Raw genomic sequence first — 22,739 nt, 5'->3', positions numbered from 1 at the left:
GAGCGGGCGGGCGCGGCGCCTTGGTCAGGCGTGCGAGTCCTCGGGGAAGTTCCGGTTCCGGCCGCCGGGCCCGGTGCGCAGCCGGTCGGCGATGAGCCGCCCGGCGCGGCGGCCGTCCCGCACGGCGTAGTTGGTGCCGCGGTCCTCGGGGAAGACCTGTGCCATTCCGGCGAGGTAGAGGCCGCTCACGCGGCTCTGCACGGGAGGCATGATGCGGGTGTAGCCGGGGGTGATGACGGGCTGGGCGTGCTCGGCGCGCCACACGTGGTAGGCGTCGACCCAGGTGCGGTCGAAGCCGGGGAACATCCGCCGCAGGTACGGCAGGCTGTGTTCAAACACCTGCGCGTCGTCCATCCGGTACAGCTCCGCGTCGGCGGGCAGGTACTTGGAGAGGTACGCGATGTGCCGGCCGCCGTAGCGCGCGGGATCGTCCATGTTGGTGTGCTCGATCACGCCGACGTACGGGAACGCCGGGTCGTTGACGTTGAGCCAGTACGTGTCGGAGAGCGGGCGGTTGTTCTCCAGGACGAGGCAGAGGTTCGCGAGGTAGCGGATCCTGCGGAGCCGGCGCAGGAGGGGCGGCACGGAGGGGTGGGTGTCGCTCTGGTCCTCCAGCATGCCGGCGGCCAGTGCGGGGGCGACGGTCAGGAGGACCTGGCCCGCGGAGTGGAGCTCGCCGTCCGCGGTGCGGACGCCGGTGACGCGGCGGCCGTCGGTGGTGACGGACCGCACGGCGGTGTCCGTACGGATGTCGACGCCGTGGTCGGCGAGGCGCTTGCGGAGGGCGGTGAGGAGGGCGTCGCTGCCGCCGCGCAGGTAGTAGAGGGTCTCGCTGCCGGAGCGGGTGCGGCTGCCGCCGCGGAGGTGGAGCTTGGTCCACATCCAGGTGGCGCCGACCTCCGCCGCGTGGTCGCCGAACTTCCCCTCCAGCAGGGGCCGCCACACGACGTCGTAGACCCGTCGGCCGCCGAGGGAGACCAGCCACTCCTCGGCGGTGCGGTGCTCCAGGAGGCGCCAGTCGCGCACGCGCTGGGCGCGCACGGTCAGCAGGCCGAGCCGGAGCCGGTCGAGGAGGGGCAGCGGGGCGAAGCGGAGCAGGTCGAGGGGTTTGGACAGGCGGTAGACGGAGTTGGCGTAGTACATGCCGGTGCGCGTGAGGTGCGGTTCCATCAGGTCGGCGATGCCGAGCCGGGCGCAGAGCCGCAGCATCTCCTCGTCGGAGGCGAACCAGTGGTGGTAGAAGCGTTCGAGGCGGCGGTCGCCGACGGTGAAGCTGCCGGCGAGGCCGCCGATGTCGGAGTCGCGTTCGAGGAGCCGTACGGTGTGGCCGAGCTCCGCGAGCTCCAGCGCGGCGGACAGGCCGGTGAAGCCGGCGCCGACGACGATGACGTCCGGGTGCTGGTGCTGCATCACGCGACCTCCTCGACCGAGGCGAGGACGGCCCCGGGGATCGTGCTCCTCATCCGTTCGCTGATCACGTAGGCGGGCCTGCCCTGCACCTGGCGCAGGACCGCGTGGAGGTACTCCCCCAGGGCGGCGACGGCCAGCGACTCCAGGCCGAACAAGGCGAGCGGCAGGGCCCCGGCGCGGCCCCGGCGGGTGAGCACCGTGACGAGGGAGGCGGCGAGGGAGGCGGTGCCGGTCCACAGGGGAAGCCGCAGCGGGAGGACGGAGCCGCTGGTGAGGAAGGCGCTGCGGGAGAGGGCGAGCATTTTGGGAAGGGTGTATTTGGATTCGCCGGCGGCCCGCGGATCCCGCTGGTATTCGATGGTCGTTTCGGGGAATCCCGCCCAGCCGACTGCGCCGCGCAGGAAGAGCTCCCGGTCGGCCAGCCCGGTGAGCAGGTCGACGACTTCCCGGTCGAGCAGCCGGAAGTCTCCGGTGTCGAATGCCACGGGGTGGTCGGAAATCCTGCCGAGGAGCCGGTAGAAGGCGAAGGCAGATAAGTTCTTGAAGGCGGTCTCACCGTGCCGGGCGGTGCGCCGTGCGGAGACCACGTGCCATCCCCGGCGCCAGCGGGCCACCATTTCCGGGATGATTTCGGGAGGGTCTTGCAGGTCGGCGTCGATGACGACGACCGCGTCGCCGCGGGCCTCCCTGAGCCCGCCGAGGCAGGCCGCCTGGTGGCCGAAGTTCCGGCTGAAGCGGACGGCGCGCACCATCGGGGACTCGCGGGTGAAGGTCCGTATCAGGTTCCACGTGGCGTCGGTGCTGCCGTCGTCCACGTAGATGACCTCGTAGCGGACGCCTTCCACGGGGTGCAGGGCCCGGGCGATGCGGTCGTGGGTGCGGGCGAGCACCGCTTCTTCGTTGTAACAGGGCAGGACGACGCTGATCAGGTGGGTGGTCGGGGACGGTGGGCTGGTCTGGCTGGCAGGCATGGGCCTCTCCTGTGCCGGGAGCCGGTTGTCGCCGTGCGGGGTCTTGCGGGACCGTGCCGTCCCGTACGGGGCCGTACGGGATTGTCGTCGCAGGGATTGTCTCCGTGCCGCGCTTTTCTCCGTGCAGGCTTCTTCGCGCCGCCTTGCAGATTCCTTGCGGCTTCCTTGCAGCCGCCTTCATTGCCGCGCATTTTCGATACTTTCCCGCTGCACCGATCGACGGTAGCCGACGGCCGAGCGGGCGGGCAAGATCCCGGCGGCAGGGACCGGGGCCCCGCGAAATACCGGTTTCCGGACCGAATTTCCCGGGTGGCGCAGTGCCGCGTGCGGCGCCGGCGGCCGGGGCCGAGACTGGAGCCGGGCCCCGGCCGGCCGCCGCCCCCTGTCCGGGCGGAGGAAGCCCTGGACGGGATGCGACCCGGACGTCGTGAGGAAGGGGACGGCGCGTGCCCGGACACGGCGTGCCCCGCGGCCCGGAGGCTCGCGCGGCCGCTCCCACGAGGCCTGCGCAGCTGGGCCGCCGGGCCGTCCTGGCCGGGGCCGCGGGCCTCGCCCTCGGCGCGTCCGTCTGCGCGTGCGGGACGGCGCCCCCGCGCAACGCCATGGGCAGCGCGCCGCCGTCACCCGCCGGGCTCCCCCGCCCGGCGGCGTGGCGCCCCGATCCCTCCGACGTCCGGCCGGAGGTGAAGCTGCGCGCCGTACGACTGGTCGAGGCCCTGGGCAGGTGGCGCGACGGCGGCGGAGGCGTCGCGAAGGCGCGGGAGCGGGTGGCCGCGCTCGGCCTGCCGCCCGCGCTCGCCGGGCAGGCCGGGCCGCTGCTGTCCGGCGCGGACGCGGCCGTCGTCGAGGTGACCGACGCCCAGTACGGCGGGATCCTGGCCGGCTCCGCGAGCGTCCTGGTCGTCTGCCGGCAGTGGACGCGCACGGGCGGCGGGCCCGTGGTGGCGGGCGGGACGACCGTGGACGTGCGCCTGACCGCGGGCGCGCCGCGCTGGTCGGTCGGCGAGCTGCACCCGGCCGAGCCCGGGCCCGCGGCGGGCAGCCTGCCGGAGCCGGCGCGGCAAGTCCTGGGCGACGCCCGGATCCGACTGCCCGCGGCGGCCGCGGCCGACATCCGGGGCGGCGGCGTCCACGCGAGCGTGCTGCGGGCGATGCTCCGGCTCGCGGAGCGCTACCGCATGGACGTCAGCGTCGTACGGTCCGGCCATCCCCTGAACGTGTTCGGCACCGGCCGGCCCAGCGACCACCCGCCGGGCCGGGCCTTCGACGTGTGGCGGATCGACGGCCGGGCGGTGGTCGACCGGGCGACGCCGCGCGCGCTGGTCGAGGCGTTCATGCGCGACGCCGCCGCGGCCGGCTCGTACAACGTCGGGGGCCCGCTGCTGCCGGCGGGGGCGGGCGCGGGGCGGCAGTTCTTCACCGACGACACCCACCACGACCACGTGCACGTCGGCTTCACCGGCTGAACTTCACCCGTGGCGCGGCAAGAGGAGGCCCCGTGACCGTCGAGTACATCCGCTACCGCATCACCGACCCGGAGCGGCGCGCCGCCTTCGAGAAGGCGTACGCGGCCGCCGCCGAACACCTGTACGCGGCGCCGCAGTGCCTGGGCTACGAGCTCTCGCGCGGGGTGGAGGAGCCGGAGCGGTTCGTCCTGCGCATCGAGTGGACGTCGGTGCACGACCACGAGCAGGGCTTCCGCGAGGGTCCGCACTTCCGGCCGTTCCTCGCCGAGGTCCGCCCGTTCGTGGGCGACATCGAGGAGATGAAGCACTACGAGCGGCTCCTCGTCGTCGCCAAGGGCAGGGTCTGAGGACGGCGGACCGGGGGCGCCCGGAGGGTCAGCCGACGGGGGTCAGTCGACGCAGGGGACGCCGCCCATCTTGACCGGCGGTCCCTGGAAGGAGTCGGAGGAGACGGGATCCGAGCCGCCCGGCTTGGCGTCTCCCCCGCCGCCGGAGGTCTTCCCCTGTTCCTGGCGCTGCGGTCCGGCGGCCGGCGCGTCGCTCTGCTTCTCCTTCCGCCCCGTCATCGCCTGGACGAGGGACTTGACCTTGGCCGGGTCGACGAGGTTGACGGCCTCTCCCTTGCGGGTGGCGAAGCCCTCGATGGGGAGGGTGTGGAACTCGGCGTTGCCGCCGGTCAGGTTGGGGGCCTGCCGGGCGAAGTCCAGGATGTTCCACCGGTTGTCGATGACGACGTCCTTCTTGATGACGTCGAACAGCCCTTGCAGCTTCCCGAAGTCGCTCCACACGCCCTCTTCCTGGAGCTTGTGCGTGACCGACGACAGGAACGCCTGCTGGCGGTGGGTGCGGTCGAGGTCGCCGCCGGGCAGGCCGTGCCGCTGCCGGACGAACGACAGCGCCTGGCGGGCGTCGAGCTGCTGCGGCCCGGCGGGGAAGTCGGCGCCGGAGTACCGGTCGCGCACGGGGTGCTTCAGGCACACCGGGACGGGCTGGACCACCTTGGCGATGTCGTAGAAGCCCAGCAGGTTGACCTCGGCGAAGTGGTCGATGGGCACGCCGAGGAAGCTCTGGACCGTGGCCAGCGTGGCCTCGCGGCCCGCCTCGCGGCCACGGTGCTCCAGCTCGGCGCCCTTGACGCCCTCGGCCGACAGCTTCTCCTCGGCCTCGGCCTTGGCGATCCCGTACGCCTCCTTGATCTTGTGCTCGCCGCGCCCGCCGGCGATCTCGACGTAGTCGTCGCGCGGTATCGAGAAGGCCGTCACCTTGCCGCCGCCGGCCGGGATGTGCATGAGGATGAGGGTGTTGGTGTTGTAGCCGCCGATGCCGCTGGATCCGGCGTGCAGTTCGTCCTGGACGAACTCCTTCGGCAGGTCGTTGCCGTTCATGTCCTTGCGGCTGTCGAGGCCGATCAGGAGCAGGTTCACCGCGTCACCGCGCTTGGGCGGCGCGCCGTCGCGCAGGGCGTCCAGCGCGCTGGAGGTGTTCACGCCGCGGTCCAGCCAGTGGTACGCGCACCAGCCGACGCCGCTGGTGAGCATGACGAGCGCGGAGGTGAGGCAGACCGCGATGCGGGCCGCGCGCCCGGGCTTCAGGGTGGGGCCGGCGCGGCGCCCGCGGGGGCGCGGCCCGCCGGCGGGGCGGCCGCGGCCGGCGTTCTGCGGACGCGGCCGGGCGCCGGGGCGCTGGCGGTCATGGCTGCGGTCCCGGTCGCGGTCGTAGCTACGGTCCCGGTCGCGGCTACGGGCGGGCTCGCGGCTGCGGTCGCGGCGGTACGGCTCAGGCATGGCAGGCCCTCCTCCCCCGGCCGGGGCGCAGCGCGCGCCCGGCCAGGACGACGGCCGCCGTGACCTCGGCCGCCGCCATGGCGGGGAACGTGTCGAGGGCCCAGTGCACGACGGCCATCACGGTGCTGCCGCCGCTCCTGCCCGCGCCCGCGGCGAGCTGGGCGCCGACGGCCACCACGGCGATGACCAGGGGCGGGGCGGCGAGCACCCACCACGTGCGGCCGCGGGGACAGAGCACCGCGGCGAGGGCGGCGGCGGCCGCGGCGGTGAGCACGAAGATCAGGCCGAGGCCGGCTCCGGCCGCCTCGTCCACACCGGCGCCCGCCACGAGCAGTGCTGCCGGGGCGGCCGACGCCGCTCCGGCGCGCCGCGCCCGCAGCCGCGGCCTCCCCGGTGTCTCGGTCCGCCTACGGCCCATACGTGCTCCCCATCGGATCCGGCCGCCGCGCTGTCCACGCCGACCTCGCAACTTTCACAGTTGCGCAATATAGCAAGTGTTATTTCCGGGCTGCCGCACGGACCCCGCCTCCCCCGGCCACCGGAGAGCGGGACGTCCACGACCGGCGCCGCCCGGAGACGTATCGTCTCATTCGCCGGGACCGTACCAATAACAGTGGTTCAAAGGGGAGTTGGTGCGGAAAATATGAATTCCCCGGAAAAATTCCATGTGCACGACGGAATCACCGGCACGACGGAATCACCGGCACGACCGGGGCCACAGAAGCACGACCGGAACCGCAGAAGGGTGGGCCATGACACTCGTCCCCAAGCGCCGCCTCCCCCGCGCCGCCGCCGCGGCAGCGCTTCTCACCGCCGCCACCGTGTCCCTCTTCCTCTCCGTCCCCGCGGCCGCCAAGGGGGCGATGGAGATCACCGCTCCCGGGCGCCCCCTCCGCACCGGCCAGGCCCTGCACATCAGCGGGGACGGTGATGACGACGCCGCGCGGTACCTGCGCGCCTGCGTCCAGGAACGCACCCTCGGCGCGGGCACCTGGCGCACGGTGGGCTGCGGCCGGACCGTGGCCTCGGGCGACGGCGCGACCGTCGAGACGCTGGTACGGGCCCGGCGCCGCGGCGCGCTCCAGCTCCGGGGCGTCCTCTACGGCCTCGACGCGCCGGGGGACGCGCACCCGGACGTGGTGCGCAGCTCCGCCGTGCGGATGGTCCGCATCCACTAGCCCCGGAAGCCACCGGAACGAGTCCTGCCGGAAGCCTTGACGCAACTCTGGTCCAGTCCAACGATGTTCAGCGCGCAACCGGTCCCCCACCCCTCGCGCGCGTCCGGCCCCGTCCGGACCATCGGGAGCTTCCGTGAGACGACACCGCGTCCACCGAACACGTCACATACGCCGAAGCCGCACACACGGCACACGCCGCATGCGCCACGCCCTCCTGACCTCGCTTGCCTCAGCGGTCACGGCCACCGGGCTCGTCCTGGGCGGGAGCGGCACCGCCGGCGCCGCCGCGGCGCCCCTGCCGCCGCACGTCTTCGCGCCCTACTTCGAGACCTACACCCCGGGGAGCCCGGCGGACCTCTCCGCGCAGTCCGGAGCCGGGTACCTGACCATGGCGTTCCTCCAGACCGAGGCGCCGGGCTCCTGCACGCCCTACTGGAACGGCGACACCGGCAAGCCCGTCTCCGCATCCGTCTTCGGCACCGACATCGCCGCCATCCGCGCCCGCGGCGGCGACGTCATTCCCTCCTTCGGCGGATACGCCGCCGACAACGGCGGGACGGAGCTGGCGGACAGCTGCCCCGACCCCGCCCGGATCGCCGCCGCCTTCGAGAACGTCGTCACCACGTACGGCATCACCCGCATCGACCTCGACATCGAGGACAACTCCCTGACGAACACCGCTGGCATCGACCGCCGCAACAAGGCCGTCAAACTGGTGCAGGACTGGGCCGCGAGCACCGGCCGCACCGTGGAGTTCTCGTACACGCTGCCGACGACGCCCCAGGGCCCGGCCGACAGCGGGCTGGCGGTGCTGCGCAACGCCGTCACGAACGGCGCCCGCGTCGACGTCGTCAACATCATGACGTTCGACTACTACGACGGTGCCGCGCACGACATGGCCGCGGACACGATCAGCGCCGCGAACGGCCTGCACGCCCGGCTCGCGCGGCTCTATCCGGCGAAGTCGCAGGCGGAGCTGTGGGCGATGACCGGCGTCACCGAGATGCCGGGCATCGACGACTACGGCCCGGCCGAGACGTTCACCGTGCAGGACGCGGTCCGCGTCCGCGACTGGGCGGTCTCCCAGGGCATCAACACCCTCTCGTTCTGGGCGCTGCAACGGGACAACGGCGGCTGCCCCGGGACGAAGGGGTCCGATTTCTGCTCGGGAATCGAACAGGACGCGTGGGCCTTCAGCCGGACGTTCGCGCCGTTCACGAACCGAACCTGACAGTGCGTCAGGAAGGGCGCGAAGGCAGGCCGGACGCCCCTCCTCCCGCGCCGGGGGCGCGCGCCCGCCACCGCACATCCCTTCCGCACGACATTCGGAAGATCGGCCTGCACGCCGGGGACTCCGTTTCGCTTGACTGATGGGTGAGGGCTCTGTGGCCCTCGGGTGCCGAAGGGACGGCACCATCCATGCGGCGAGAGGACGTTCAGGTGCGGGTACAAGCATGCGATGGTCGGCCGCCCGGGCCCTGGCCGGCGTTGCGGGAGGACCTGTCGGAGGCCCTGCCGGCCGACTTCGTCGCCTTCTTCTCGCTCCTCCACCGGCCCTACCTCCGCTACGCCCACCTCCAGCTGGACAGCGAGCCGGACGCCGAGTGGGTCGTGGAGGAGGTCTTCTCCCAGCTGGCGCTGGCCTGGGGCGAGGTGCGGCGGCACCCGAACCCCGCCGCGTACGCCCTGGCCGCCCTCAAGGAGAAGATCACCAAGCTGCTGGCGGCCAGGCGCCGCGGCGCCACGGCACTCGTCGAGACGGCGGCGTTCGCGGCGGTCCGGGAGGCCAGCCGGGCGCGCCTAGAAGTGCTGGACGTGCTGGAGTCGCGGCTCGGGGTGTACGGGGCCATCAACCGGCTCCCCGACCGCCAGTACGACGTCGTCCTGCTGCGCTACGTGCTCGGCTATCCCGCGCACCGCGTCGCCGCGATCATGGGCATCACACCCGCCACGGTGCGCTCGCACGTCCGGGGGGCAAGGCGGCGCCTGGCCCACGATCTGGAGATCGCATGGACCCCGGAAGCCCCGGAAGGAGAAGAGGAGGCATGAACCACATGCGCCAGGGACACGGCCAGGGAAGCGACCGGCCGGCCGCCGTCGACCGGGTGCTCGCGGAAGCCGCCGTGCCGCCCGGCCCGTTCGACGGCTACAACGAGCAGGCCGCCCTCGCGCGGATCGCCGGCCGCGTCGTGTGGAACCGGGCCGATGCCATGGACCGCCGCGCCCAGAGCATCCGTCACGACCACGACCGCGCCGGCCGCGGGGTCCCCGCCGCCCCGCCTCTGGGCGCGGCCCGGCGCACCGCCCTGCACGAGCGGGCGGCCACGGAGCTGAGCTCGCTCTCGGCCCGCGTCGTCCACGACCGCTCCGCGGTCGCCGCGATGGCCCGGCTGGTCGACGACCCGGCGATCGAGCCGGGCGGCGCGCTGGCCTTCGCCTGCCTGCTGCACCTCGCCGGGCGCCACGAAGGCGCGGCGTTCTGGTGGCGGTTCGCCGCCGGCGCCGGCTCCGCGACGGCGGCCCGCTGCCTGTACCTGCACCACCTGGAGCACAGCGAGCGGCAGGCCGCGCAGTGGTGGCTGCAACAGGCGGCCGCGCTGTACGCGCAGGACGGCGACCGGATCCTCGGCACGCCGCCCACCCCCATCCGCGGCGACCGGCGGCCGAGCCGCTACGGCGTCGTCGAGTCCTCGGCCCGCTTCTTCTGGGAGGAGCACGAGGAGCGCGAGGGGGGCCCGGACCGGCCCGCCGGCCAGGGCGCGCCCGCCGCGCCCTCGCCCGACGAGCGGTGGTGGCGGGCGGTCACGGCCCGTCTCACCGACGCCGTGGGGAAACTGGAGGCGCACAGCGACGCCGACTACGGCACGGTCCCCCGGCCCGCGCCGTACCTCGCCGCGAAGCTGGAGGACTGCGCGGGGACACCGGCCTGAGCCGTACGGACCGCGGCGGCCGGCCGGCTCCGCGGCACCGGGCCGCGCCTAGCATGGGGGCATGAGCGCACGTGTGATCGAGTTCCCGGAGCAGGGCATCCCCGGCACCCTCGTCCGCTACGCGGAGGGCGGCGGGGAGCCCGTGGAGCTGGACGCGCGCGGCCCGGTGGCGCTGTCGTCCGGCTCCCGGCTCGTGTACGTGGTGGACGCGACGGGCGCGGCGGATGCGGACGGCGCCGGAGAGGCTCCCGGCGAGCTCGACAGGGACGCCCTCGCCGCCGCCCTCGCACAGTTGCCTTCCGACGCGTTCGTCGTCGCCGACCTGTCCGGGGCGACGGACGCCATGGTCCGGGCGATCGCGGGGCAGCGGGCGCTCCGGACGCTCGTGCTGGCGGGCGACTTCACCGACGAGGGGGTCGCCGCGCTCGGCGGCATGCCCGAACTGGCCGACCTCGTCCTGGAGTCCCCGCGGTTCACCGGCGCGGGGCTGGCCGCGCTCGCCGGGTCGCGGACGGCCGCCTCCCTCGACTCCCTGGTCCTCAGTGAGGCGACGGCCTTCCGGCCGGAGCACCTCCGCGCCCTCTCGGAGGCGCCGCACCTCACGTCCCTCACCTTCGAGGGCATGCCCGTGGATCACACCCTGGCCGGCGCCGTGCTCGCGCACCTCCCGCGGGTGGCCGAGGTGTCGGTGGCCGAGCGGCCCGGGCACGCGCTCGACCCGGGCGTGCTGGAGCGGCTGCTGGCCGCGGGGCTCTGTGTCAACGGGATCGCCGCGCCGCCCGAGTACGCGGCCCTCTTCGCCGGTGCGGCCGCGGAGGCCGATCAAGCCGGTCAGGAGGGTCAGGGCGACGGCGAAGACGAGAGCGAAGACGAAGACGACATGGGCGGGGACGAGCCCCCGGAGGAGCGCGGTGTCCTGCGCGAGGTCGTGGAGGAGGACGAGCTGGAGCGGCTGCTGGCCGGGCCCGTGCCCGTACTCGTCGGCCTGACGGCTCCGTGGTGCGGCCCCTGCGCCTTCCTCACGCCCGTCCTGGAGGACGTGGTCGAGGCCCGCGGAGCCGCCCTGACCGGTGTGAAGGTCGACGTCGACCGGGCCGCGTGGGCGCAGGAGCGGTTCGCCGTCCTGGGCGTCCCCACCGTGCTGCTGCTGCGGGACGGCCGCGAGGTCTTCCGCTTCAGCGGCGCCGCCACGCGCCGGCGGATCGAGGAGTGGCTCGCCACGGCCGGGGTACCGGGAGGCACCGCCCGCTAGGCGCCGGCGGTCACCGCCCGCCGACCCCGGGGGTGCGCGTGGTCTGTCCGGAAGCCGCCGGGCGCTGTAGCGTCCGGGCATGCCTGCCCGATCCGGTGTCGTCGCACCGCCGGGGTGGAGCCGCTGGCTGGTCCCGCCCGCCGCGCTGTCCATCCACCTGGCCATCGGCCAGGCCTACGCCTGGAGCGTGTTCAAGCCGCCGCTGGAGTCCTCGCTGGGCCTGTCCGGTACGGCTTCGGCGCTGCCGTTCCAGGTGGCGATCGTGATGCTCGGCCTGTCGGCCGCGTTCGGCGGCACGCTCGTGGAGCGCAAGGGCCCGCGCTGGGCGATGGCCGTGTCGGCCGTGTGCTTCTCGTCCGGCTTCCTGGTGGCCGCTCTGGGGGCGGCCACGCGCGAGTACTGGCTCGTGGTGGCGGGCTACGGCCTCATCGGCGGCACGGGGCTGGGCATCGGCTACATCTCTCCGGTGTCCACACTCATCAAGTGGTTCCCCGACCGTCCGGGCATGGCCACGGGCATCGCCATCATGGGCTTCGGCGGCGGCGCCCTCATCGCCTCGCCGTGGTCGGCGGAGCTGCTGTCGGCCTTCGGCGCGGACGCGCCGGGGATCGCCCGGACGTTCCTGGTGATGGGCGGTGCGTACGCCGTCTTCATGACGCTCGGCGTGCTGCTGGTCCGGGTGCCGCCCGAAGCCCCGCCGGGGGCGGTGCCCGCACGCGCGGCGGGAGCGCCGGCCCGCGGGTTCGTCACGACGGGGCAGGTGTCGGCGCGCAACGCCCTGCGCACACCGCAGTTCTGGTGTCTGTGGGTGGTCCTGTGCACGAATGTCACCGCGGGCATCGGCATTCTGGAAAAGGCCGCCCCGATGATCACGGACTTCTTCGCGGACTCCTCCTCCCCCGTCGGCCCGGCCGCCGCCGCGGGCTTCGTCGGTCTGCTCTCGCTCGCCAATATGCTCGGCCGGATCGTGTGGTCCTCCGTCTCCGACGCCGTGGGGCGGAAGAACATCTACCGGCTGTATCTCGGGGCGGGTGCGCTGATGTACCTCCTGCTCGCACTCGCGGGCGATTCCGCGAAGCCGTTGTTCATCGCGTGCGCGGCGGTGGTGCTGTCGTTCTACGGCGGCGGGTTCGCGACCGTGCCCGCCTATCTGAAGGACCTGTTCGGCACGTACCAGGTCGGTGCGATCCACGGCCGGCTGCTGACGGCCTGGTCCACGGCCGGGGTGCTCGGGCCGCTCATCGTCAACGCGGTCGCCGACGCCGGGAAGTCCGCGGGCCGGACGGGCCCCGGCCTCTACACCACGTCGTTCCTCGTCATGATCGGGCTGCTGGCCGTGGGCTTCGCCGCCAACGAGCTCGTACGGCCGGTGCACCCGCGCCACCACGAGCCGGCCGGCGACGGCGGGGACGAGCGGCCCGCGGCGGCCGTACCGGAGAAGGGAGCGGGCTCGTGACCCCTGTCCGCAAGGTGGTGCTCGTGGCGAGCTGGCTGTGGGTGGCAGCGCCTTTCGCGTACGGAGTGTACGAACTCACCCTACGGCTTCGGCAATTGTTCACCGGGTGAGCGGGCCGGTAATTCGGCAGGACTCCGCCGGAGCATGAGAAATCCCCCGGACGTATTGACGTCCGGGGGATTTCTCTGCGTATATTGAGGGTTTCCTTGCCCTGTTCAACGCAAGGCAAGGAGAAGCTTTATGAGGCCATCATATCCCGGCGGGAGCTGAATTGTCAATCGCGGACATGCGCAACGAGCAAGAATTCATCGATCTGCTCCACGAGCGGCTCGCGGAACTGCGTGCCGGTGCCGAGACGGCGGTGGCCGAGGCCCTGGCCCAGGCAGGCAGCACCTTCCAGGCGCGGCTGGAACGCGACGTCATGGTGGCCGAGCAGTCCGGGCTCCTCTCCGCCTTCAACGCCGGCGAGCGCGGCCTGTGCTTCGGCCGGCTCGCGTTCCGCGACGGCCGCGACCACCACATCGGCCGCATCGGCATCCGGCGCGATGCCGCCGATAACGCAGAGCGCACCCCGCTCGTCATCGACTGGCGGGCCGAGGTCGCCCGCCCGTTCTACCTCGCCACCGGGCACACCCCCATGGGGCTGCGCCGCAGGCGCCACATCACCACCGAGGGCCGCCGGGTCACCGCCCTGCACGACGAGATCCTCGACCTCACCGACACCGAGCGCACCGGGCACGAGGGCTCCGACGCGGACGCCGTGCTGCTCTCCGCGCTCGACGCGGCACGCACCGGCCGGATGCACGACATCGTGCAGACCATCCAGGCCGAGCAGGACCGCATCATCCGCGCCCCGCAGCGCGGCGTCCTCGTCGTCGAGGGCGGGCCGGGCACCGGCAAGACCGTCGTCGCCCTGCACCGCGCCGCCTATCTGCTGTACGCCCACCGCGAGCAGCTGTCCCGGCGCGCCGTCCTCATCTTGGGCCCGAACCCCGCCTTCCTCGGCTACATCGGCGAGGTGCTGCCCTCGCTCGGCGAGACGGGCGTGCTGCTCGCCACGCCCGGCGAGCTCTTCCCCGGCGTGACGGCGACCGGGACCGACACGCCGCGGGCCGCCGCGGTCAAGGGCGCCGCCGCCATGGCGGACGCCCTGGCCGCGTACGTCCGTGACCGGCAGGTCCTGCCCGGCCCCGCGCTCGTGATCGACCACGAGGACGGGGAACTGCTGCTGGACGCGGACATCGCGTCCGACGCGCGCCACCACGCCCGCGCGACGAAGCTGCCGCACAACCTCGCCCGCCCGTACTTCGCCTTCCACGTCATCGACGCGCTCACCCGGCAGCTCGCCGACCGCATAGGCGCGGACCCGTACGGCGGGCCGAACTTCCTCGGCCCGGACGACATCGCCCAGCTCGGCAAGGGCGTCGCGGCCAGCCGCGAGGTGCACGCGGCCATCGACGAGCTGTGGCCGCAGCTCACGCCCCGTCAGCTGGTGGCGGACTTCCTCGCCGAGCCCGCCCACCTGCCCGCCGCGGACGCCGGGGCGATCCGGCGCACGGGCGGCCCGTGGACCCCGGCGGACGTCCCGCTCCTCGACGAGGCCGCCGAACTGCTCGGCGAGGACGACTCGGCCGCCCGCGCCGCCGCCGAGGCCGAGCGGCAGCGGCGGATCGCGTACGCCCAGGGCGTGCTCGACCTGTCGTACGGCTCGCGCACCCAGGAGTTCGAGGACCGCGAGGACGACGATTCGGAGGTGCTGGCCGCGCACGACCTCGTCGACGCCGAGCGGCTCGCGGAGCGGCACGAGGAGGAGGACCACCGCAGCGCCGCCGAACGCGCCGCAGCGGACCGCACCTGGGCGTTCGGCCACATCATCGTGGACGAGGCGCAGGAGCTGTCCCCGATGGCGTGGCGGCTGCTGATGCGCCGGTGCCCGGCCCGCTCCATGACGCTGGTGGGCGACCCGGCGCAGACCTCCGAGCCGGGCGGCTGCGGCGCGTGGGCCCCGATCCTGGAGCCGTACGTCGGGGACCGCTGGGAACACGTGCGGCTCGGCGTCAACTACCGCACGCCCGCCGAGATCATGACGGTCGCGGCGGACGTGCTGCGCACCGCGGACCCGTCGTTCGAGCCGCCGAGGTCCATCCGCTCCACGGACGTGCGCCCCTGGGCGCAGCATGCCGAGGACCTGCCGGGCGCGGTCGCCGCGGCCGTGGCCCGGGAACTGCCGCAGGACGGCCGCCTGGCCGTGATCGCCCCGCGGGCGCACCACGCCGCCCTGTCCGCCGCGCTCCCTGACGCCTCGTACGGTCCGGCGCCGGACCTGACCCGGCCGGTCGTCCTGCTGGACCCCCGGCAGGCCAAGGGCCTGGAGTTCGACGCGGTGGTCGTGGCGGAGCCGGCGGAATTCACCGTGAGCGACCTCTACGTCGCCCTCACCCGCGCGACCCAGTCACTCGCGGTCATCCACACGGGGGCGCTGCCGGAGGGTTTGCGGGCCCTGCCGCAGGCCGTCCCGGCGGCTTCGTGAGCCGATGAGCCGAGGTCCCGATGGCCGCCCCGTGGCGGTCATCGGGGCTCTCACCCTTCGGTGTCCGCCCACTCCCGGACGACCACCTCGTCACCGACGGACAGTTTCCCCGGCCGCAGCACCGAGAACTTCGTGCCGAACACCACGCCTCCGCTCGGCGCCCGCCGGTAGCCCGCGAGCGTGCGGAGCGGTTCCGGGCCCTGCCGTGTCCCGGCCTCCTGTCCGACCAGGGTGACCGCGCAGCGCACCGCGAGCTTGGCGAAGCCCAGTTCGGCGCCTCCGATGCTGATGCGCCGTGCGCGGTCCTCGGCGTGCGGTACGGCCGCCCAGTCGCCGCCGTCTGCGTCATGGCCGGGGCCGCTGTCGACGACGATGTTCGGGCGGAAGCGGTTCATCGGCAGGGGCGGGGCGCCGCGCTCGGCCATCCGCTGGTTGAGGAGGGCGAGCGCGGACCGGGACAGCAGGTGTACGGCGCTGCTGTCGGCGTAGCCGGAGGGGCCGGAGGTCAGGCCGTCGGCGATCCGGTCGTGCTCCGGCGGCACGCGGACCAGGCGGCTGGGGGCGCCGAGGAAGTCCGAGAGCCACGTGGCGGCGTCGTCGCCCTGGTCGATGCCCTGGAAGGCGGCGCCGAAGAGGTCGACGTCGCGGCGCGGCGCCGACGTCGTGACGTCGACGTGCGCCGTGCCGTAACGGCCCGTGGCGTCGGCCGAATCGAGCGTGAGCCGGGTTCCGTCAGCGCTGACCGCGGGCCGGATCAGGGCGAGGCGGGGGTGGCGGCGCTGAGTGCGGTAGACCCCGTCCTCGCTGATGACCATGAAGCTGCGGTCGTGGGTGAGACCCGCCGGCGTGAGGAACGCGTCGCCCGCCGGCGTGCCCGCGCATCCCTTGACGGGGTAGCAGATCAGCTCTACGACGTCGGCCACGCGCCGCCTCCTTCACTCGGCGGCCAGATTAGAACACCGGTTCTGACGGGGCGAGATCATTGGTCCCGAAGTGATCCACCCCACGGCGGCGTGCGGCTGACGGCCCGGGCCCCGCACGCCGCCGCCCCCGGGGCCGTCAGACCTCCTGCGCCGGCTCCCCGTGCCACGCCCCCGTGACCGCCGCGACGACCACCGAGCCGATGACGATCAGGCGGTGGGTCAGCGCGTCGAGCTGCTGCCGCTGGGCGGGCGGGAGGTGCCAGTCCTCCCACCACGTGACCTGCTCCTGCGTGCGGGGCGTGGGCGACTCGGCCGCCCAGGCGTCGCGCAGGTGGGCGGCGAGCGGGGTCACGGCACGGGCGTGCTCGGCGTAGGCCGAGATCAGGGCCGTCATGTGACTGGTCGGCAGGTGGCTGTACCACTGGTTGCGGAGGTTCTCGGCGAGGGCCGCCACGTCCTCCAGCCACAGCACGTGCTGGGTGATCCACCCCTGCGGGTCGGCGCTGCGCGGCATGTCCGGCAGCAGGCGCGGCTCCAGCGCGTCGCGGTGGGAGAGGAACGTCCGGCCGAGGGCCAGCTCGTCGTCATGGGGCATCCAGACGCGCTCGCCCAGGGCGACCGCGGCGGCATCGACAGCATCAACAGGATGGGTCATTTGATCACTTTACGGGTCCGAACGGAGCACTCCGCACGCCCCTGCCCGGGCGTACGCGGCCGTTGGGTGGACGGGGCGGCTGGTGGGCGACGGGCGCAAGCGAGTGTATGCGCCGGGCGCACGCTCGCCCGGCGGGGCATCATGGCCGCATGACGAGCCTCGGCCTGCCCGGGTCCATTCGCGCATGTCTGTTCGATCTCGACGGGGTGCTGACCCGGACGGCGACGGTGCACGCGGCCGCCTGGAAGGAGATGTTCGACGCCTTCCTGAAGGCGCGGGACGGCGCGGGCTTCCGCCCCTTCGACGCGGTGGAGGACTACGACCGCTACGTGGACGGCATGCCCCGGGCGGACGGCGTGCGTTCGTTCCTCGCCTCGCGGGGTATCCGCCTGCCCGAGGGGGCCCCGGACGACCCGCCGGAGCGGGACACCGTCCAGGGCCTCGGCACGCGCAAGAACGCGATCGTCCTGGCGAAGATCAAGGAGATGGGCGTGGAGGCGTACGAGGGCTCGGTGCGCTACGTGCACGCGGCCCGCGCCGCCGGGCTGCGCCGGGCCGTCGTCTCCTCCAGCGCCAACTGCCACGACGTGCTCGTCGCCGCGGGCATCGACGACCTGTTCGAGGTGCGGATCGACGGCGTGGTCGCGGCCGAGCGCAAGCTGCCCGGCAAGCCGCACCCGGACACCTTCCTGGAGGCGGCCCGGGAGCTCGGTGCGGAGCCGGGGCGGGCGGCGGTCTTCGAGGACGCGCTGGCGGGCATGGAGGCGGGCCGGGCGGGCTCCTTCGGCTACGTCGTCGGCGTCGACCGCGTCGGCCAGGCCGACGCCCTGCGCAGCCACGGCGCGGACGTGGTGGTCCAGGACCTGGAGCAACTGCTGGGAGAGGCGGGCGAACACACGTGATCACCCATCCGGCCTATGCCGTCGAGCCCTGGTGCCTGCGCGAGACCGAGCTCAATCTGGAGGTGCTGCCGCAGAGCGAGTCGGTCTTCGCCCTCGCCAACGGCCACATCGGCTGGCGCGGCAATCTGGACGAGGGCGAGCCGCACGGCCTGCCGGGCGCGTACCTGAACGGGGTGTACGAGCTGCGGCCGCTGCCGTACGCCGAGGCCGGCTACGGCTATCCGGAGTCCGGGCAGACCGTCATCGACGTCACCAACGGCAAGGTGATCCGGCTGCTCGTCGACGACGAGCCCTTCGACCTGCGCTACGGGCGGCTCGTCCACCACGAGCGGGTGCTGGACTTCCGCACCGGCCTGCTGGAGCGCACCGTCGAGTGGACCTCGCCCTCGGGCCGCACGGTCCGGGTGCGCTCGACGCGGCTCGTGTCCTTCACCCAGCGGGCGGTCGCCGCCATCGCCTACGAGGTCGAGCCGCTCGACGGCGACGCGCGCATCGTCCTCCAGTCGGAGCTCGTGGCCAACGAGCAGCTGCCCAGCGCCGGCGGGGACCCGCGGGTGGCGGCCGTGCTGGAGTCGCCGCTGGTGGCGGAGGAGCACTCGGCCGAGGAGGGCGTGCTGCGCCTGGTGCACCGCACCCAGCGCAGCCGGCTGCGGATCGCGACCGCCGCCGTCCACACCGTGGACGGCCCCGAGAGCACGCGCACGTACGCGAAGAGCAATGACGACCTGAGCCGGTTCACCGTCACGTCCGTGCTGCGGCCCGGGCAGCGGCTGCGGCTGGAGAAGACCGTCGCCTACGGCTGGTCGGGCGCCCGCTCCCTGCCGGCGATGCACGACCAGGTGGACGCGGCGCTGGCGGGCGCGACCAGCACCGGCTGGGAGGGGCTGCGCGCCGAGCAGGAGCAGTTCCTGCGGGAGTTCTGGGAGCGCGCGGACGTGGAGGTCGACGGCGACGCCGAGATCCAGCAGGCCGTGCGGTTCGCGCTGTTCCACGTGCTCCAGGCGGGGGCCCGCGCGGAGTGCCGGGCCATCGCCGCCAAGGGGCTGACCGGCCCGGGCTACGACGGGCACAGCTTCTGGGACACCGAGACGTTCGTCCTGCCGGTGCTCACGTGCACCGCCCCGCTGGCGGCCGCGCAGCCGCTGCGCTGGCGCCACGCCACCCTGCCGGCCGCGCTCAACCGCGCCCAGCAGCTGGGGCTGAAGGGGGCGGCGTTCCCCTGGCGGACCCTCAACGGCGACGAGTGCTCGGCGTACTGGCCGGCCGGCACGGCCGCGTTCCACGTCAACGCGGACATCGCGGACGCCGTGGTGCGCTACCTCCACGCCACGGGCGACGTGACCTTCGAGCGGGAGGTCGGCCTGGAGCTGCTGATCCACACGGCGCGGCTGTGGCGCTCCCTGGGCCACCACGACCACCAGGGGCGGTTCCACATCGACGGGGTGACGGGCCCGGACGAGTACAGCGCCATCGCCGACGACAACGTCTACACGAACCTGATGGCCCAGCAGAACCTGCGGGCCGCGGCGGACGCCGCCGAGCGCCATCCGGACCTGGCCGGGGGCTTCGGGGTGGACGACGAGGAGACGGCCGAGTGGCGGGACGCCGCGGACCGGATGAACCTGCCGTTCAACGAGGTGCTCGGCGTCCACGAGCAGTCCAACGGCTTCACGGGCCACCAGCTGTGGGACTTCGTCGGCACCCGCCCCGACCAGTACCCGCTGATGCTGCACTTCCCCTACTTCGACATCTACCGCAAGCAGGTCATCAAGCAGGCGGACCTGGTCATGGCCATGTACCTGCGCGGGGACGCCTTCACCGAGCAGGAGAAGGCCCGCAACTTCGCCTACTACGAGCCGCTGACGGTGCGCGACTCCTCCCTGTCGGCGTGCGTCCAGGCCGTCATGGCCGCCGAGGTGGGCCAGCTGCGGCTGGCGTACGACTACCTCGGCGAGGCCGCGATGATGGACCTGTCCGACCTGGAGAGCAACACGCGCGACGGCCTGCACATCGCCTCGCTCGCGGGCACGTGGATCGCCCTCGTCGCGGGCTTCGGCGGGCTGCGCCACTTCGACGGCTCGGTCGGCTTCGCGCCGAAGCTCCCGGAGCAGCTGGGCCGGCTCGCGTTCACGGTGCAGGTGCTCCAGCGCCGGCTGCGGGTCGAGATCACCGGGCTCACGGCCACGTACGAGCTCGTGGACGGCGACACGCTGGACATCGAGCACTACGGCGAGCAGGTGACGCTGAAGCAGGGCGCGGTGGTGACCCGCAAGGTGCCGCACGTCCCCGAGCCCCCGGCGGTGGGGCAGCCCGCGGGCCGGCAGCCGGCTCACCGGAGCTGGGCGCCGGGCCACCACGAGGGCGGGGCGGCGGAGACGTGAGCGCGCGGCTGCTGCGCCGGCTCGCCCCGGACGGCTCTCCGCGAATCGGTCCGGACGTCCCTCTACCGGCCCCGCACCCGCGTTCGCACAATGACCTGCATGTCATACGACCACGTGCCCGATGACGGGACGAACCCCCTGCGCAGGCTCTCCCTCGCCGATCTGCGGCGCCGTACGAGCGCGAAGTGGCGCGCCTACCCGCCGGACGTCCTGCCGCTGTGGGTGGCCGAGATGGACGTGATGCCCGCCGCGCCGGTGGCGCGCGCGCTCACCGAAGCCGTCGCCCTCGGCGACACGGGCTACGACTCCGGGACGGGCTACGCGCAGGCGCTGGACGCCTTCGCCAGGAAGCGCTGGGGCTGGGACGGCGTGGCCGTCGAGCGCACGGCGACCGTCGCGGACGTGATGCGCGGCTCGGTCGAGATGCTGAAGCTGGTGACCGGGGCGGGCGACGCCGTCGTCGTCAACCCGCCCGTGTACCCGCCGTTCTTCGGCTTCCTGGAGCACGAGGACCGGCGCGTGGTCGAGGCCCCGCTGGGCCCCGGCGGGCGGCTCGACACCGCAGCCCTGGAAGCGGCGTTCCGGCAGGCCGCGGCGGGCGGGCGGCGGGCCGCGTACCTGCTGTGCAACCCACACAACCCGACCGGCACCGTGCACACGCGCGCGGAGCTGGCGGCGGTGGCGGAGCTGGCGAGCGCGTACGGCATACGGGTCGTGGCCGACGAGATCCACGCCCCGCTGGTGCTGCCGGGCGCGGAGTACGTGCCGTACCTGTCGGTGCCCGGCGCGGAGGACGCCTTCGCCCTGCTCTCCGCGTCGAAGGCCTGGAACCTGGCCGGGCTCAAGGCGGCCGTCGCCGTCGCCGGCCCCGGCGCCGCGGACGACCTGGCGCGGCTGCCCGAGATCGTCGGCCACGGCCCCAGCCACTTCGGGGTCCTCGCCCACACCGCGGCGCTGCGGGACGGCGGCGAGTGGCTCGACGCCGTCCTGGCGGGGCTGGACGAGAACCGGCGGCTGCTGGGCGAGCTGCTGGAGCGTCACCTGCCCGGGGTCCGCTACCTGCGCCCGGAGGGCACGTACCTGGCGTGGCTGGACTGCCGGGCGCTCGGACTGGGGGACGACCCGGCCGCGGTGTTCCTGGAGCGCGGCCGGGTCGCGCTGACCGGCGGGCTGCCGTTCCGCACCGGAGGGGCGGGGCACGTGCGGCTGAACTTCGCCACGTCGCCGGAGCTGCTCACCGAGGGGGTGCGCAGGATGGCGGCGGCCCTGCCGTAGGGCTGCCGGGGGTGGTTACGGCCTCACCGCCGGACGCTCACCGCTGGACCGTGACGTTCTCCGCCTGGGGCCCCTTGGGGCCCTGCGTGACGTCGTATTCGACCTTGTCATCCTCGTGCAGTTCCTTGAACCCCTGCGTCTGGATGGCGGAGAAGTGGACGAACACGTCCGGGCCGCCGTCGTCCTGCGTGATGAAGCCGAAGCCCTTATCCGCGTTGAACCACTTCACCGTGCCTGTTGCCATGTGCTTCCAGTCCTTCGTCCTTCTCGCGCGGCGCGACGGGATCGGCGCACCGGCCGTGACCGGCGACGGCCGGCCCGGTCCCTCACCTTTCCCCGCCGTGCGGGCGGAGATGCCCTCCGTCCTCCCCTCTTCACCCCTTCGGAGGGAAAGCCGCCGCTTCCCGTCACCCATCCTCGTTTGCCCCCATTTGGCGGCACGGCACCGCTATATTCGTCGGTGTCCGTGACCGCGAGGCGGCGGAAAGGACCACGTGATCGGCTCGTACGCGTACGCATCACTGCCGGAAGCGACCGCGCGCCATCCCATGGCCCCGGCGCGCGGCCTGTACAGCAGCGACTCCTGGCTGGAGCTGCTGCGGGAGCACGGACACCGGTACCGCTGGCTGCTGATGTGCGCGCGGGAGCGCGCGGCGGCCCTCGCCCCGGTCACCGCCGGCCCGGCCGTGCAGTCCGGGCGCTACCGCCCGGGGTTCCTCCTCGACGAGCGGCTCCCGGCCGAGAGCTGCGTCGTCGCCGGGCCGCGCACCGGCTATCTCAACGAACTCCGCTACGGACCGGAGCGGCTGCCGGCCGCCGAGGTCGCCGAGGGCCTGCTCGCCGCGGAGGACCGGGAGCCCCCGCCCGGCGCCGCCCTCCTGCCGTACTTGCCGAGCGGGCCCGCGGCCGCCTTCGAGGCCGAGGGCCACCCGGCGGGCCTGATCGCGTGGGACGCCTGGCTGGACGTGCCCGGCACCGGCTTCGACGGCTATCTCGCCGGCCTGGAGAAGACCCACCGCAGCCAGGTCAAGGACGACCTGCGGCGCTACACCATGGCGGGCGTCGCCTTCTCCACCCGCCCGCTGACCGGCCTCGACGACGAGATCAGCGATCTGCTGGTGCTGCACGAGCGCATGTACGGCACGGTCTACGACCGGCCCGGCGGGCGCTTCTCCCGCTATCTGGCCCGCTGCGCCGAGCTCCCCGGCGCGTACGTCGTACGGGCCCGGCTGGCGGGCCGCACGGTCGGCTGCCACCTGGTCTTCCACTACCGCGACGTGCTGTGGGTGCGGCTGATCGGCGTGGACGAGACCCGGCCCGGCACGCGCGGCTGCTACTTCGGCCTGATGTTCTACGAGCCGCTGCGGCTGGCGCACGAGCTGGGGGCCCGCGCCGTGCACCTCGGCATCGGCACGTCCCGGGCCAAGTCGCGGCGCGGCGCACGGCTGGAGCCGCTGTGGACGGTGGCCGTCACCGCGGGGGGCCGGGCGCGCGACCTGGCGCGCGAGGGCCTCGCGGCCCGGGCGCTGGACCTCCCGGACCCGGCGCCCGAGGCGGACGGGCCGGTGCCGGAGTCGCCGTCGGCCTGGGGAAGGCCGTCGTGGACGGTCTGAGACGAGCTGAAAT

General features: G+C 73.7%; 20 protein-coding genes and 1 pseudogene. 14 read left to right on the top strand and 7 right to left on the bottom strand.

The features are described 5' to 3' along the window. Positions 1–24: 24 nt before the first annotated feature. A complete protein-coding gene (locus D7231_RS23025; RefSeq protein WP_120757405.1) occupies positions 25–1,410 on the bottom strand; it encodes an NAD(P)/FAD-dependent oxidoreductase in 1,386 nt (461 codons plus the stop codon). Further along, entirely contained in the window at positions 1,410–2,381 is a 972-nt protein-coding gene (locus D7231_RS23020) for a glycosyltransferase family 2 protein (RefSeq protein WP_120757404.1), read from the bottom strand. The genes D7231_RS23025 and D7231_RS23020 overlap by 1 nt, the downstream gene beginning before the upstream one ends. Positions 2,382–2,827: 446 nt before the next feature. Here D7231_RS23020 and D7231_RS23015 point away from each other — a divergent pair, with 446 nt between their 5' ends. Together D7231_RS23015 and D7231_RS23010 are read left to right on the top strand one after the other, a co-directional pair. Then, positions 2,828–3,847, top strand: a complete 1,020-nt coding sequence (locus D7231_RS23015; protein WP_241999867.1) for a hypothetical protein — start codon at positions 2,828–2,830, stop codon at positions 3,845–3,847. A gap of 32 nt (positions 3,848–3,879) precedes the next feature. Beyond that, positions 3,880–4,194 (top strand): putative quinol monooxygenase, encoded by a 315-nt coding sequence (locus D7231_RS23010; protein ID WP_120757403.1) that lies wholly within the window; start codon positions 3,880–3,882, stop codon positions 4,192–4,194. A gap of 42 nt (positions 4,195–4,236) precedes the next feature. On the opposite strand, the gene D7231_RS23005 is transcribed toward D7231_RS23010, so the two are convergent. Beyond that, entirely contained in the window at positions 4,237–5,631 is a 1,395-nt protein-coding gene (locus tag D7231_RS23005) for an LCP family protein (protein ID WP_120757402.1), read from the bottom strand. Beyond that, entirely contained in the window at positions 5,624–6,049 is a 426-nt protein-coding gene (locus tag D7231_RS23000; RefSeq protein WP_147449783.1) for a DUF6542 domain-containing protein, read from the bottom strand. The genes D7231_RS23005 and D7231_RS23000 overlap by 8 nt, the downstream gene beginning before the upstream one ends. A gap of 334 nt (positions 6,050–6,383) precedes the next feature. Here D7231_RS23000 and D7231_RS22995 point away from each other — a divergent pair, with 334 nt between their 5' ends. From D7231_RS22995 to D7231_RS22965, 8 genes and pseudogenes are all read left to right on the top strand, one after another. Next, positions 6,384–6,809 (top strand): hypothetical protein, encoded by a 426-nt coding sequence (locus D7231_RS22995; RefSeq protein WP_120757400.1) that lies wholly within the window; start codon positions 6,384–6,386, stop codon positions 6,807–6,809. Positions 6,810–7,008: 199 nt separating this feature from the next. Beyond that, positions 7,009–8,028 (top strand): annotated as a pseudogene (locus tag D7231_RS22990) (chitinase); the annotation flags it as partial. A 221-nt stretch (positions 8,029–8,249) separates the two neighbouring features. After that, entirely contained in the window at positions 8,250–8,858 is a 609-nt protein-coding gene (locus D7231_RS22985; RefSeq protein WP_241999866.1) for an RNA polymerase sigma factor, read from the top strand. Beyond that, entirely contained in the window at positions 8,855–9,739 is an 885-nt protein-coding gene (locus tag D7231_RS22980; protein WP_120757397.1) for a hypothetical protein, read from the top strand. The genes D7231_RS22985 and D7231_RS22980 overlap by 4 nt, the downstream gene beginning before the upstream one ends. A gap of 61 nt (positions 9,740–9,800) precedes the next feature. After that, positions 9,801–10,991 carry a thioredoxin family protein gene (locus D7231_RS38155; protein ID WP_147449782.1) on the top strand — a complete coding sequence of 397 codons (1,191 nt, stop codon included), beginning with the start codon at positions 9,801–9,803 and terminating at the stop codon, positions 10,989–10,991. A 79-nt stretch (positions 10,992–11,070) separates the two neighbouring features. Then, positions 11,071–12,447: an OFA family MFS transporter gene (locus D7231_RS22970; RefSeq protein ID WP_120757395.1), complete on the top strand. Its 1,377-nt coding sequence runs from the start codon at positions 11,071–11,073 to the stop codon at positions 12,445–12,447. Continuing rightward, positions 12,444–12,557: an MFS transporter small subunit gene (locus tag D7231_RS38550; RefSeq protein WP_422396747.1), complete on the top strand. Its 114-nt coding sequence runs from the start codon at positions 12,444–12,446 to the stop codon at positions 12,555–12,557. Before D7231_RS22970 ends, D7231_RS38550 begins: the two co-directional genes overlap by 4 nt. Positions 12,558–12,733: 176 nt before the next feature. Continuing rightward, positions 12,734–14,977, top strand: a complete 2,244-nt coding sequence (locus tag D7231_RS22965) for a HelD family protein (RefSeq protein WP_120757394.1) — start codon at positions 12,734–12,736, stop codon at positions 14,975–14,977. A 50-nt stretch (positions 14,978–15,027) separates the two neighbouring features. Here the strand turns inward: D7231_RS22965 and D7231_RS22960 are convergent, their stop codons facing one another. Both D7231_RS22960 and D7231_RS22955 read right to left on the bottom strand, forming a co-directional pair. After that, positions 15,028–15,900, bottom strand: a complete 873-nt coding sequence (locus tag D7231_RS22960) for an MOSC domain-containing protein (RefSeq protein WP_120757393.1) — start codon at positions 15,898–15,900, stop codon at positions 15,028–15,030. 136 nt (positions 15,901–16,036) lie between these two features. Beyond that, positions 16,037–16,555, bottom strand: a complete 519-nt coding sequence (locus D7231_RS22955) for a hypothetical protein (RefSeq protein ID WP_120757392.1) — start codon at positions 16,553–16,555, stop codon at positions 16,037–16,039. A gap of 149 nt (positions 16,556–16,704) precedes the next feature. Here D7231_RS22955 and D7231_RS22950 point away from each other — a divergent pair, with 149 nt between their 5' ends. From D7231_RS22950 to D7231_RS22940, 3 genes are all read left to right on the top strand, one after another. Further along, on the top strand, positions 16,705–17,457 hold the full coding sequence (locus D7231_RS22950) for an HAD family hydrolase (protein WP_120757391.1): 753 nt from the start codon (positions 16,705–16,707) through the stop codon (positions 17,455–17,457). Then, entirely contained in the window at positions 17,454–19,838 is a 2,385-nt protein-coding gene (locus D7231_RS22945) for a glycoside hydrolase family 65 protein (RefSeq protein ID WP_120757390.1), read from the top strand. Before D7231_RS22950 ends, D7231_RS22945 begins: the two co-directional genes overlap by 4 nt. A gap of 99 nt (positions 19,839–19,937) precedes the next feature. After that, positions 19,938–21,113: a MalY/PatB family protein gene (locus tag D7231_RS22940; RefSeq protein ID WP_120757389.1), complete on the top strand. Its 1,176-nt coding sequence runs from the start codon at positions 19,938–19,940 to the stop codon at positions 21,111–21,113. 37 nt (positions 21,114–21,150) lie between these two features. Here the strand turns inward: D7231_RS22940 and D7231_RS22935 are convergent, their stop codons facing one another. Then, positions 21,151–21,357, bottom strand: a complete 207-nt coding sequence (locus D7231_RS22935; protein ID WP_120757388.1) for a cold-shock protein — start codon at positions 21,355–21,357, stop codon at positions 21,151–21,153. Between the two features lie 250 nt (positions 21,358–21,607). Between D7231_RS22935 and D7231_RS22930 the strand changes: the two genes are divergently transcribed. After that, positions 21,608–22,726 (top strand): GNAT family N-acetyltransferase, encoded by a 1,119-nt coding sequence (locus D7231_RS22930; RefSeq protein WP_120757387.1) that lies wholly within the window; start codon positions 21,608–21,610, stop codon positions 22,724–22,726. The last annotated feature ends 13 nt before the right edge of the window (positions 22,727–22,739 follow it).

Source organism: Streptomyces klenkii (assembly GCF_003626645.1).
Taxonomy (GTDB): Bacteria; Actinomycetota; Actinomycetes; order Streptomycetales; family Streptomycetaceae; genus Streptomyces; species Streptomyces klenkii.
This window is presented reverse-complemented; position numbering and strand designations above follow the sequence as displayed.

Bases quoted from the DNA above. Each gene is read 5' to 3' on its own strand.
- D7231_RS23025 (WP_120757405.1), bottom strand. From the start codon at position 1,410: ATGCAGCACCAGCACCCGGACGTCATCGTCGTCGGCGCCGGCTTCACC.
- D7231_RS23020 (WP_120757404.1), bottom strand. From the start codon at position 2,381: ATGCCTGCCAGCCAGACCAGCCCACCGTCCCCGACCACCCACCTGATC.
- D7231_RS23005 (WP_120757402.1), bottom strand. From the start codon at position 5,631: ATGCCTGAGCCGTACCGCCGCGACCGCAGCCGCGAGCCCGCCCGTAGC.
- D7231_RS23000 (WP_147449783.1), bottom strand. From the start codon at position 6,049: ATGGGCCGTAGGCGGACCGAGACACCGGGGAGGCCGCGGCTGCGGGCG.
- D7231_RS22995 (WP_120757400.1), top strand. From the start codon at position 6,384: ATGACACTCGTCCCCAAGCGCCGCCTCCCCCGCGCCGCCGCCGCGGCA.
- D7231_RS22980 (WP_120757397.1), top strand. From the start codon at position 8,855: ATGAACCACATGCGCCAGGGACACGGCCAGGGAAGCGACCGGCCGGCC.
- D7231_RS38155 (WP_147449782.1), top strand. From the start codon at position 9,801: ATGAGCGCACGTGTGATCGAGTTCCCGGAGCAGGGCATCCCCGGCACC.
- D7231_RS22970 (WP_120757395.1), top strand. From the start codon at position 11,071: ATGCCTGCCCGATCCGGTGTCGTCGCACCGCCGGGGTGGAGCCGCTGG.
- D7231_RS22965 (WP_120757394.1), top strand. From the start codon at position 12,734: ATGCGCAACGAGCAAGAATTCATCGATCTGCTCCACGAGCGGCTCGCG.
- D7231_RS22955 (WP_120757392.1), bottom strand. From the start codon at position 16,555: ATGACCCATCCTGTTGATGCTGTCGATGCCGCCGCGGTCGCCCTGGGC.
- D7231_RS22950 (WP_120757391.1), top strand. From the start codon at position 16,705: ATGACGAGCCTCGGCCTGCCCGGGTCCATTCGCGCATGTCTGTTCGAT.
- D7231_RS22940 (WP_120757389.1), top strand. From the start codon at position 19,938: ATGTCATACGACCACGTGCCCGATGACGGGACGAACCCCCTGCGCAGG.
- D7231_RS22935 (WP_120757388.1), bottom strand. From the start codon at position 21,357: ATGGCAACAGGCACGGTGAAGTGGTTCAACGCGGATAAGGGCTTCGGC.